Source organism: Cognataquiflexum nitidum (assembly GCF_022538055.1).
In the GTDB taxonomy this organism is placed as follows: domain Bacteria; phylum Bacteroidota; class Bacteroidia; order Cytophagales; family Cyclobacteriaceae; genus Cognataquiflexum; species Cognataquiflexum nitidum.
The window spans coordinates 33,391-46,032 of the sequence record NZ_JAKZAM010000037.1 but is presented as its reverse complement, the minus strand read 5'-3'; the positions used below and the strand labels follow the sequence as shown (position 1 = coordinate 46,032).

The 12,642-nt window shown below is 33.7% G+C and carries 6 protein-coding genes; all 6 read right to left on the bottom strand.

Annotated features, from left to right (window positions below; translation table 11 throughout):
- Nucleotides 1-596: 596 nt before the first annotated feature.
- The 6 genes from MMU07_RS19270 to MMU07_RS19245 all read right to left on the bottom strand — a co-directional run bounded on the left by MMU07_RS19270 (nt 597) and on the right by MMU07_RS19245 (nt 12,516).
- Nucleotides 597-2,129 (bottom strand): oligosaccharide flippase family protein, encoded by a 1,533-nt coding sequence (locus MMU07_RS19270; RefSeq protein WP_241128241.1) that lies wholly within the window; start codon nt 2,127-2,129, stop codon nt 597-599.
- A 73-nt stretch (nt 2,130-2,202) separates the two neighbouring features.
- Nucleotides 2,203-3,321 (bottom strand): polysaccharide pyruvyl transferase family protein, encoded by a 1,119-nt coding sequence (locus MMU07_RS19265; protein WP_241128240.1) that lies wholly within the window; start codon nt 3,319-3,321, stop codon nt 2,203-2,205.
- A gap of 252 nt (nt 3,322-3,573) precedes the next feature.
- Complete coding sequence (locus MMU07_RS19260; protein ID WP_241128239.1) at nt 3,574-4,815, bottom strand: O-antigen ligase family protein; 1,242 nt, start codon at nt 4,813-4,815, stop codon at nt 3,574-3,576.
- A gap of 90 nt (nt 4,816-4,905) precedes the next feature.
- A complete protein-coding gene (locus MMU07_RS19255; RefSeq protein WP_241128238.1) occupies nt 4,906-7,332 on the bottom strand; it encodes a GumC family protein in 2,427 nt (808 codons plus the stop codon).
- A gap of 4 nt (nt 7,333-7,336) precedes the next feature.
- The gene (locus MMU07_RS19250) at nt 7,337-8,170 is read right to left on the bottom strand and encodes a polysaccharide biosynthesis/export family protein (RefSeq protein ID WP_336246209.1); all 834 of its coding nucleotides are present in this window, start codon (nt 8,168-8,170) and stop codon (nt 7,337-7,339) included.
- 326 nt (nt 8,171-8,496) lie between these two features.
- Entirely contained in the window at nt 8,497-12,516 is a 4,020-nt protein-coding gene (locus tag MMU07_RS19245) for a non-ribosomal peptide synthetase (RefSeq protein ID WP_241128237.1), read from the bottom strand.
- Nucleotides 12,517-12,642: the final 126 nt, after the last annotated feature.

Genomic DNA, 12,642 nt, shown 5'->3' with positions numbered 1-12,642 from the left:
TCGCAGCTTGATTCATCAGGAAAATTTTGCATGAATTGTAGTATGGTCATAATGTTTCATATTTTAGTACAAGAAACAACCACTATACTTCAACCACAAATTATTGACACTTATTGTCAAATTTTGTCACGTGCATTCATGCGGATACACATATAATTTATTTACAAACAATTCTTAATAATTGAGAAGTATGCTGTAGACTTCAAATATTAAAGTAAAACCACTACCCAAACACGCCAAATTAACCTTGACTGTCTTGGTTTTACCATCTGGTAATTGAATCCTTTGAACTCTTACATGCAAAAAAAATATAGGTGGAAAAAATTTAAATGATTCATTTCCTTTCAACTATATCATGGGTTTTACCATCGGTAAATTAAAACCACTTCTCGAAATCAATATAGGTATCTAACCGAAATAAAAAACTTCATATTTCTAAGTCCAAACAAATTCAATTAGATGCCATTCCTCTCCCAAGCCGTGTGCTATTTCAAAATTTTCGTTGTTGCTTATCAATCAAAATTACGAGTATCAAAACCCTATTCCTCATTCCAAATCATGAAATATAGAACCAAAAGATTTTACCTTACTGAATTTCAATTTGTTTTAAACATTTTTATTTTTTTTAATTGTTCCAGAATCAATTTTTTATTTTGGTTTTCAATTACAAAAACCCAAAAGAGAAGACCAGAAATCAGAGTAACAAGAATTCCAGAGATAATAAGTATGTACCAATTCTCTATGTTAATATATGACTGAAAATATGAAGCAAGCGCCAACCCCAACAAAGAAAGTAGAGAAATTCTCAAATCCTCGAGTGTTATAAATTTATTATTATTATTTATTTTCCTATTTAAAATAATTGGAAATCCAATCGATAATATACTTCTACCCAATAAAACACTTAAGCATAATCCGGAAATACCCATGAGTGGAATAAGAAAATAAGCAAAACCAATAGAGACTATTGCAGACAATCCTGTCAAATAAACTTTTGTTTTTAAATCCAACGTGACATTTATAAAGTTACCCGTAGTAAAGAAAAATATATATTGGATAGCCATTAATAAAATTAAAAAGTTCTCAAAAGAACCTGCGAAATTCTCTCTACCAACCCAAAGATTTAAAAAGGAAGGATTAAACAATAGAATAGCATTTCCGAAACTAAAAGAGGTAAACCAAATTAAATTACTTATTAACAAACGCGATTTTCTGATTTTGTCAAATTCTCCTAAACCAAAAAAAGTACCTATGCCCGGTATAACACCGGAGACTACAGAATCCAATACCCCCTTCAAGGCAGAGGTAGTAAACATAGTCAACACATAAATTGTTACAATTTCAGGGCCTATAAAAAATCCAAGTAGAATTTTTTCACTATTGAACAATACCATTCCAGCTACTTTGGTAGCCATAAACCAACCACTTAATTTTGTATAAGAAATAATCTTGTTTTTGTTTGTTTTGCCCAATGCAAACCAGGGTACATTTTTCTTTACTAAATAAAAAAATATGACAACTGTTAAAAAAGCAATAATTACTTGCAGAAGAACTAGACCGATCAATCCATATCCATAATTAATCACAAATATTTTGCAAATTCCACCAATAACAATGAGCAAGGTTTTGACGCCCATTCCTTTATAACCAAGATTTAAACCTCTTAATATTGATTCAAAAAAATTGGAGAATTTACTGATAACAACAGCAAAAATAACAATAGCAGAAACTTTCCTAACTAAGTCCTCATAAACTGCATCAACATTCATAATAGTTGGAGCAAACCAACTAAGTATAGCCCCTACAATAAGTAAAAAGGGTAAAATCAAAAAGATTATATAAAGACCGGTTGAAATTTCAGATCTTAACTCTTCTTTGGTAAAAACATTTCTATTTTTTGCTAAGGTCCATTTTAAAACTTGGGTAGATTGAGTATCTGCTAAATTTGCGTATCCAGATATTTCCAAAACTATCTGATAAACTCCGAACAAAGAATTCCCTAAACCTTTAACTACAAATGGATTTACTACAAAACCCATTACTTGTTTAGCAATTTGGTCAATTATACTTGTTAATGAATTTAAATAAGCTCTTTGCTTATGATTTTCTTTGGATTTTTTCAATTCCATAACTCTTTTCAATTCTTATTCTATAATGAAAACCATACCGACAGAAAGGATTAACTAATGAATATTTCTAAACCTAAAAATCAACCTTTTGCCAAAACATTTGATTCTCGGAAATAAACTGTTTTAGCCTGTGTTCCCTATTCAAAAATCGGTCTTGATCCCAATTATTAATTAAATTTTTAATTGAATTTATTAAATCACTCTCGCCATTTTCTTCGTATCTTATGCAATACTCCGGGCATCCAAGTTTAGAAAAAAGGTCCCTGCCTTTACTTTTTGGTAAGGGATTCTTTTTAAAATGTTCTACATTTATAATTAAGGCAGAAGATAACTTTAAAGCAAAAATTGATCTATGAAATCGGTCAGTTATCAAAATGTCAATATCAGCATACTCATTAAGATAATCCACAATATGATCACCGGAGAAAACATTACTTTTCTCAACAAAATCAATGATTTCAAAGGTGTTTTCAGAAATTAATAATTCTTTAATTTTTTCTTTAACACTTTTTTCTCCAAAAGAAATATGAATTCTAATTTTTCCCTTGACACCTTCCTTATTCTTTCGAATATTTAAATTTTCTTCAAAAGAATATAAAATAGTTGGATCTGATATCTGACGAGCCTTATTTGGGATAATTGAATTAATTAATTCAAAGGTAATATTATCTCTAACTAAAATATTATCAAATTCAGACAAATTTTCAGATAATTCAATTCTTTTATGAAAAAATCTAGATTCATCTTTTAGCGGATCAAGAGAGGCAGCGACGGCATTTTTCTTTGTTTTAATTCCCTTAGGTAAATAATAAATATGGGGTAAAATATGATTAAGTTTTTCAGAATCCATCCAAACAGTATCACTACCGGTAAATACTATGTCATAATTTTGTTCGTTTATAAAAGCTATTTGTGAGCCTAAATCCATACTATCACAATTGGGAGAAAATTTAACTCTATTTTTTAAAAATTTTCTCATGGAAATAAATCTTGCTAAATAATCAAATCGAATAAAAGGAACTGATTTTTTAAAGAATTTTTTTTCCCCATTTCCTCTATTTTTTGGAATTAAATCAATGATTTCAATTTCTGAATTAGGAAATCTTTCTTGCAACAATTTAAATACACAATATGCCTGCAATATAGACCCTTGATTAATCATATAGTGAAATGTGAGAATACCAATCTTCATTTTAGTGTTATTTATTGTTTGATATTTATTTGAGGTTTTGTTAAACGTTAGTTTTCTGTTTTTTTCACTCCACTTATTTTTTATTTTATCAGTTGTTTCAATTATAATAAACTATATAAGTAAAAATAAATCAGTGAATAATTATTTTCTATATTAAATTTTAGCTAGATAGGATACTGAACTTATTCTTAAATAATATTCATTAATTTTTGTAGTTATTTTTAAATTAAAATCAATCTGCTAATAATAAAATTAATACCCTTGAATCTTTTTACTTACAATTTTTCTTCCCAATGGTAATGTCCATAAGCCAAACATCATTCCCATAAAAGCTGCACCTGTATATCTTCCAGTAATAAAAAAGACTCCAAAAGCCATGAGACAGAGAAAAAACTGTAAATAATCTGCCCTGGAAAAGGTTCTTCTCCAAATTTTCAATGTTGCAGTTATGACCAATGAAATATACAAAATAAGTCCAATGAGACCAGAACTGTGAGCAATAGTAGCGTAATCCGAATGTAAAGGCCTATCATCTCCAAAAATTCCTTTACCATAATTGGGCCCCCTATAATCAAACAATTCATAACCAAACCAAGGGCTGTAATCAAAATACACAAAAAAATCTTTGTACATCAAGTCAAGTTCCATTAACCTTTTCTCCTCTCCAAGAGCCCTATCTTCAAGATTCCGGAGCTCATATCTTTCCCAAAAAACGTCAATAAAACCTGTATAATATACTACTACAAGGCTTACAAGACCAATAATTGCTCCATAGAGTATGAAATCTTTAATTTGCTTGAAGTTAAGTAATTCGACCATAACAATAATAGTTCCTAGTATTGTTAAAGCCATAACTGTTCTTCTAAAGGAAAGTAATATAAAAAAAACAGCGGTCAAATAAAGAGCAATGTGAATTAAACTTTTATCTTTAATTCCTTTTCTGATTACTAAAAATGAGGCAAAAACCAAAATATTGAAATCAGTCAAAAAAACCTTACCGTACAAGATTCCAGAGGTAATCCCGTACATTTCCATAGGATTATATTTAAATAAAGTAGAAAGAATTGTATTGATTATAAAAAAAACCAGTATCAAGGTAGATGATTTAGCCAATTCTTCAAATATGACATCCCTAGGATATTTCTTATAAACTTCAGCAAACAATGGAATTAAAGTAAAGACCATAATTGCAGCAACAAAATCAGGTCTGATTCTATTCAAATCTTTGGAATAGGGTAATAGCATAATAAAGTAAAGCACAATTAAAATTGAAAAGATATTTGATTTCAAGTATTTTAAATTATAAAATACCAAATATCCCAACATTCCTACCTGAATCAAATAACTGATGGTTGCAGGTAAACTTTTTTCGATCATGCCGTCACAAAAAAGTAGCAGCGGTAAATACACTATAACTAGTTCTTTTTTTTTCCAAAGAACATACCCTGCAAAAATTAAAATAAATAATTCAGTCAAAATAAAAAAAACTTTCATATTCTTTTTTTGATTTCGCGTGAAACTGTTGGATTTTAGAAAAAATCAGACAAATAATTCCATTACAGTTTTTGGTTGATATTTTATTATTTATGTAGTTACTTTTTCCTCAACGATGGCTTTTTTATTCTTAGAATTTTTTGGGCTAGCCTCCTCATAATAACCATAATCCATCCCCTTATAGGTCAATTCCCTTGATGGAACATCATTTAAAATAGCATAAATATGATGGATGCCATTTTTCATTTTTAAAGAATTTAAATCCTCAATATATGATCTTTCACTTAAGTTGTATCTAAACACAAAAGTTATTAAGTCCACATGTTTTGTGACCTCTAAAGATTGAGAAATCAAACCAACCGGAGGTGTATCTAATACAATGACATCATAAATACCTTTAAGTTGTTCGACTAAGGCTGCAAATCTTGGTGAAGCCAACAAATCGGACGGGTTAGGAGGAATTACCCCTGCATATATTACGTCCAGATTGGAATGCTTTGTAGATTGAATGATATCAAATACTGAGTCAACTTGATGGCTAAGGTAATTTGAAAGGCCGATCTTGCTTGCTAAATCAAAGCCCTGCATAGCATTTGGTTTGAACATATCGCAACTAACTAAAATTGTTTTCTTTTTATTCAAAGAATAAATTGAAGCCAAATTAATAGCAGTAAATGATTTTCCCTCTCCTGAGATAGTAGAAGAAACCGCAATAGTCAATTGTTTATCATAAGGGACAATAAAACCAATATTGGTTTTTATGGATCTAAATGATTCTGCGACAGCAGATCTCGGTTCATTCAATACAGAAAGTGTAATATTATTTTTACTTTTAGGAATTTTGCCAATCAATGGAACTTGGAGATCAACTTCCAATTCCTTGGAATCCTTTATTTTGTTATCAAATAAAAGAATGATCAAAATTGCCAAAACAGGCAAAATAAATCCCATCGCAATTGATATAAGATAAATGGCTGTCTTTCTGGTGGTAATTGGGGAATAATTCGGAATGGCATACTCCACTATTTTATTTGAAGCAAAATTAGAAGCCATGGAAATTGCTGACTCTGCTCTTCTTTGCTGAAGATAATTATATATTGCTTCATTGAGATTTTTTCCTCTTTCAATTTTCAAAAGATTTTGTTCCGTTGATGGAAGCCTTGTAAATTGCCGTTCTATTTTACCTATTCTAGCTTCTAGGTCCGAAATCATAAACTGGGATTTTGAACTCAAATTTCTTATTACTTCGAATAAAGAAGATTTAGTATCATCGATTTTTCTGGTAATTTCTTTTACTCTAGGCGAGGCTTCAGTTTGGGTATTGAGAAGGTTGTTTCTTTCAGATTGCTGTTTTACCAAATCAGCAATCAAACTATTTAATGTCAAATCCTGAATTCCTAGGCCAGCAGGAGCTAGGATCTGTTCATAATTTCCTCTCACTAAGTATTCTCTTAGGTTATCAAAATAATCTTTATTGAATTTTTCTTGAGAAAGTTCCTTTTCAAGATTGGTGATTTCTTGAAAATAGGTAGAACTCTCTTCACTCAAATTTATGGTTTTGTTGACACTTCTAAAATTCTGGAGATTGGTTTCATAATAACTTAAAGTGTCAGAAACACCTGAAATTTGACTATCAATAAAATCAACGGTATTTCTTGCAAGCCTGTTTTTTTCCTCCAATTCTATTTCAAGATATACCTCCATAAGTGCGTTAAGGTAATCTGCACCTTTTTGGGGATGTGAGGTATTTAGAGACAACCCTAATACTGAAGACATTTGGTGTACCGGAAAAACTTGTAAGTCTTCTCCTGTATATTTCGAAATCAAAAATGATTTAGGCTTAACAGCTATCAAAATTTCTCCTTGCTCAGTATTATTAACTAGAATTACTTTCAATTTCAAAAAAGGAAGCTCCACGGTTTCTCCAAAAGAAAAAACATCATTCAACGTCTTTTGAACAGAAATTTCTTCACCACTGCTACCATCCAGAAATTTTGTATAGACTTCGTCTGGAAAATATAATTTAAATTGTGTTTTATTTTCCCAAATTATTCCAATTTGACCTCCTGTTAATTGGGGATGATTCCAATCTACCTCCACCCTAATTGGTGAGCTTTTATAGAGTTCAGTATTAACAAATGTGCCTATATTAAAATAGTCTACACTAAATTCCAATTTGTCAAGTGCCCTTGAAGCAATAGGTTTAGATAGTAAAAAAATACCTTCATTTGCCATTTTTTGGTACATATCTGATCCAGCCATCTTTGGCATACCTGTCAGGTTCAAAATACCAAGGTTGTTAAAATCATCTTTTATAAAAAATTTTGCCTGGACTTGATAAAGAGGCGCTGTTGTTTTATTTATAAAAAAACCCAATGACCCTGTCATTATAACGAAAATCAAAATTAGGGGCCAAAATTTAATTACTTTCAACAAAAATTTTATTGGATCAAATGGTTTTTCGGTTTGTTCCATTTGAATCACTTGATTTATTTGAGGTTGAGATATGTTTTTCATTTTCTTAATTGTTGTTGGTAGTAGTATAAACCAATAATGCCAAGGTTGCCAGACTTGCTAAAACTTGGATGGTTTGTAAAAGAGTGGTTCCTGTTCCCAATTCTCTGACTTTCATGGGTTCTGCATAAATCATGTCATTGGGTCGGACAAAATAAAATTCAGAATTCATAATTTCTTTGTTGTTCAAATTAATTCTGTGAGCCCTAGAACCATCAGGATATTGTCTAATTAACATGACATTGTCTCTTTTGGCTACTACTGACAAATCACCTGCAGTTGCAATTGCCTCGAAAATAGTTACTCTATTTTGCAATACAGTATATTTCCCTGGGCGTGCAAACTCTCCCAAAGCACTAAATCTGATACCTCCCAACCTTATTCTAACGAAAAAATCATCGTCTTTAACATATCTTTTTAGTTCATTTTCTACCGAAATTTTGGCATCTTCTAAATTTAATCCTACAAGTTTCAGCTTACCCAACACCGGCATGTCGACAAATCCGTTGTCATCCAAGGTATATCCACTCAAATAAAAGATATCGCCACCTGACATGAGCCCTCCACCCATCATCATCCGACCTCCTGCTGCAGAAGCCCCATTAGCATTAATATCCAACATCTGATTCAATGATGGATCAGAGGTCTTGATATTGATTTCCACAACATCATTGTATTGCAACAGATATTCCTCAAATTTGGAAGGAATCATTTCGCCCATTTTGACCAAAGATTCACCTTTCGGCAAATCCTGCATATAAACCACTCTTTTGTTGGAAATGCAGCCGAATGCCAAAAAAACAATACCAATAAGTAAGAAAAATACTTTTCTGATTTTCATAAAATTACTAATTTTTATTTGCGGATAGAAACTCGAGTCGTTGGGTAACAAAGACTTGGTAAAGGTATAAACTTTTTATAATAAAATAAATGTATTTCAAATATTTTTTTTTGTATTTCAAATTAAAAGGTGAATGATGCAAAATACAAGATCAAAATTAACGCAATTCTAATGAAAAGCACAAGAAATTTACTCAATTTGGATTCATACGGTTGATTCCAAAAATGGTCAGGTTTGCCTGAAAAATAAAATTTCTGTAAATAGCTTTTGGAATAGTGCTCAAATATGTCACAAATATAATGATTCAATCGGATTGAAGTATTCAACTATTGATCTCCGTCCATAATCTGTTGTAATTTAGATGCAAAATGAATTGATAAATCTTGGTCTTCTATCATGGAGTTATGGTCCCCTTCCACCTCAACAGGGATAACCTGCTGAGCAAAAGATTTCCATCCATAATACTCTTTTTCTCCAACCAAAAATGTTTTGATCTTCGCTTTGAAAAGCACAATCTCCCCCTCATAGGGCGAAAGGATATATTCATCCATTGCCTTATGGTTAATTTTTCTGATTTTCTCAATCGTCATGAATAAATCAGATGCTTTTTTATCCTTATCTGTTCCAAGCCAATTTTGAATAAATCCCTTTTTGCGGGAAAATGAACTCGCCTTCATCCTTTTGAAGGAATCAGGATGGTTGATGGCCAAATCAATGTCAACAATCCTTTTTTCAATTTCTTGATTAACTTTTAGCTTCATCCTATCCCAAGAGTTCATCTTAGTTTCAGACTGATAGGCAGAAACATCAAATAAGAATACTTTTCCTACAGGTTCCCCTTGGGATTTAAGTTGCTTCGCTATCTCAAAAGCCACATATGAACCGAATGACTGTCCTCCTACATGGAATGGCCCTTTCGGAAATACCTTCCTTATCTCTCCTAAATAGTATGCCGCCATGGATTCTATAGATTCAAGGGGAGCTTCTACACCATCCAATCCTTTGGATTGAATGCCATAGACCGGCTGTTCATCTGATAAATGTTGGGCCAAACCATAGAAAGGGGTGATGTTTGCCCCGGCACCGTGGATGAGAAAAAGTGGGACTTTATTCCCTTTAGTTTGAATAGGTACTACCGAGTTCCAAGTATTATCTTTGGTTTCCTTAATGGATATCTGCAGGGCAAAATCCTCCAGTATAGGGAATTGAAATATTCTGGTTATTGGCAGCTTCAAACCTGTTTCTTTCTCTAAAATCACCATCATTTCTACCGCTAAAAGTGAATGGCCTCCCAAATCAAAGAAATTAGATTTTGGTGAAAAATTTTCCTTTCTGAGAACTTTTGACCAAATGTTGGCTATAGTATGCTGAAATGGACTAGCGAGTTCTTCTAAATCAGTACTAGAATGATCTTTGGTTTTTTCCGGTAAAGGAAGACTCTTTCGGTCTACCTTGTTGTTTTGGGTCAAAGGCAATTTATCCAAAATCAGCCACTCAGAAGGAATCATATAGTCCGGAAGACTTTCTTTGAGTTTCCCTTTAATTTCAATTAGTTCTTTTTCGAAAAACTGATCGGAAATCTCAGGAGACAAGACTAAATATGCAGCAAGTGAATTGTTTCCGTTTATTTCAGAAAAGGTGTTTACTACAGCCTGCCTGATTCCAGGTATTTGGTTTAACCTTGCTTCAATTTCTCCTAATTCAATCCGGTATCCTCTTATTTTGACCTGATGATCCATTCTGCCAAAGCAAACTATCTCCCCGTTTGGAAGGAATTTACCTAAATCACCTGTGCGATAAATGGTCCCTCCTATTCGGAATGGGTCAGCGATAAATTTCTCCTTGGTCAAATCCTCCCTTTGGTGGTACCCCAATGCCACGCCGATACCTCCAATGCAAATTTCACCTACTGTTCCTACAGGGGTTGGATGAAGGTTTTCACCCAAAATATAAATTTGTGTATTGGCTATCGGTCTTCCAATATTAATATCTTCGAGATTTTTTATTTCCTTGACCGTAGACCAAATGGTAGTTTCGGTAGGACCATAAACATTCCAAAAGGACCCTACTAATTCCAATAATTTAACAGCTAAATCTGTAGGAAGTGCTTCACCTCCGCAGAGTACTTTCAAGGTCCTAGGTCTATCCCATCCCGAAACTATCAACATTCTCCAGGTCGCAGGTGTAGCCTGCATACAGGTAACGCCATATCGGTCCATCAACTTCAGTAAGAGTCTGCCGTCTTTGGTGCTTTCTCTGTCCGCCAAAACTATGCTTGCTCCGGTGGTTAAAGGCAAAAATAACTCCAAGCCCGCGATGTCAAAGGATATGGTGGTAATGGCTAATAATGTATCCTCAGGATTCAATCCGGGCTCATGCCCCATACTCACTAAGAAATTTAATAGGTTGAGGTGGCTCACCTTAACGCCCTTTGGTAAGCCTGTAGAGCCTGAGGTATACAAAATATAGGCTAAATCAGAGGAATCAGGGTATTGAATTGTTGGCAAATGGCTAGGGCTAGAAGAATTAAGTGTTTCCAACATTAATTTTTTGATGGAAAGAGGCTCCTGCCACATAGTTTCCCCTTCAACGATCAACAAGGAAGCCCCTGAATTCTGAAGCATGTATTGAATCCTGTCCTTTGGGAAAGAGGGATCCAAGGGTACATAGGCACAGCCTGACATGAGTACTCCCAACATTGCCGGCAACAATTTTTCATTTCTATCGAGCAGAACACCGACCACTTCTCCCTTTCTGATTTCCAAGTCCTTGATCTGTTGCGAAATATTTTGCGCAGCCCAAGCTAATTCCAGGTAACTAAATTCTTTTTGTGACGTTAGAAGAGCCTTTTTTAGGGGATTCTTTTCAACCTGCTGGAAAAAAAGCTCTAAAAATGAACCTTGAACCGGCAATTCCATATCGGTTGCATTCCATTCCAATAATTTAGACTGGTTTAAATCCCGGTTGAATACTATATCTTCTATTTTAAGTTGCGGATTAGTGGTCAAGTCCTCCAATAAACCCAAAAAACCATCCATCCAATAAGCCACAGTATCTTTCTTAAACAGGTCAGTATTGTAAGACCATTCAAAAACTAAGTCTTTTTTTCGGTTGGTAAGGTTAAGAAAAAGTTCAAAATTTTCGTATTTCCTAGGGTTGCTGATCAATTCAAATGATAAACCTGAAAAATTAATGTCGTTGTCCATCCCCATGTCAATATTAAAGATGACAGGGACAAGAGGAATCCTAGAAGGATCTCTGGGGATATTTAAATGCTGGATCAGGTTACCAAAGGTATATAACTGGTGGTCATAGTCATCCAAAAGTTCTTTTTTACGGTTGGACAGGTATTCCATAAAAGTCCAAGAATTATGGATGCGGGTTCTTATCGGCAAAAGGTTGACGCAATGTCCTACCAAACCCAAATTATCGGTGCCTGCCTGTCCGGCTGTTGGCATTCCTACTACTATATCATCCTGACCTGTTATTTTATGCAGAAAAATCTCAAATACAGCCATAACCGTATTCACTAGGCTAGCATTCGCTGACTTGCTAAGGTTCTTGAGACGGTCTAAGCGGTGGCTGTCCAGGACGAAATCATCCCTCCTACTGACAAAGGTTCTGAAAGAAGGCCTTTGGCCATCTGTAGGCATTTCAAGCTGAGGCGGTAAATGCTTATATTTTTTCAGCCAATAGGATTCCAATTTGGAAAATTCCTGACTATTGGTGAAAGCTTCCATTTGTTGGGAATAGGCACTGAATTGGGTAGGTTCAGGCAGGTCATGGGTAGTTTTATCCATAAAAGATGAATAAATCTTTCCGATTTCCTCAAAAATCACTCCAAAGGACCATCCATCTACTACAAGGTGGTGGGTAGTGACTGTAAACAAATTGAGCTCCTCCGAAAGTTTCAACAAGGAGAATTTAACCAAGGGACCTTTCTCTAATTCAAAATCGAATAATACTTCCTTCTCAAGAAAATCCTCAATTACTTTGTCTTGGCTTATAGAATCCATAGTCGTCAAATCCTGGAAAAAGAAGTCTATGGCCACACTTTCCCTAACCATAAAATATTGGCCATTGGTCGCAAACTCTAGTCTTAAGGACTCATGACGCGACACAAGGATGTCACAGGCCTTTCGAAGGAAATCCTTATTAAGTGTACCTCCTAACTTTAAGGATGCTGACTGGTTGTAAGCAAGTTTGGCCTCCCTTCCTCCCAAGATACAAGAAAGCCAAATTTCTCTTTGCGCATCTACTAGCCTCTCTACCTTCGAAATTGGCGATTCTCCAAAAGGATCATAATCTATGGGGATTAATTTAAAATTTACCGGGCGGGGATCCATTATTTTATTAAAATTCATATTGTACAACTACCTTTCTCATCAAGCTCAGTATTTGACCCTTTCTCAGGTCAAATTAATCTCAACGAAAAAGAATGAATTGGGATTTATCTTGTTATTTAAAATAAA

Excerpts from the sequence above, each read along its gene's own strand:
- MMU07_RS19270 (WP_241128241.1), bottom strand. The coding sequence starts at position 2,129 with ATGGAATTGAAAAAATCCAAAGAAAATCATAAGCAAAGAGCTTATTTA.
- MMU07_RS19265 (WP_241128240.1), bottom strand. The coding sequence starts at position 3,321 with ATGAAGATTGGTATTCTCACATTTCACTATATGATTAATCAAGGGTCT.
- MMU07_RS19260 (WP_241128239.1), bottom strand. The coding sequence starts at position 4,815 with ATGAAAGTTTTTTTTATTTTGACTGAATTATTTATTTTAATTTTTGCA.
- MMU07_RS19255 (WP_241128238.1), bottom strand. The coding sequence starts at position 7,332 with ATGAAAAACATATCTCAACCTCAAATAAATCAAGTGATTCAAATGGAA.
- MMU07_RS19250 (WP_336246209.1), bottom strand. The coding sequence starts at position 8,170 with ATGAAAATCAGAAAAGTATTTTTCTTACTTATTGGTATTGTTTTTTTG.
- MMU07_RS19245 (WP_241128237.1), bottom strand. The coding sequence starts at position 12,516 with ATGGATCCCCGCCCGGTAAATTTTAAATTAATCCCCATAGATTATGAT.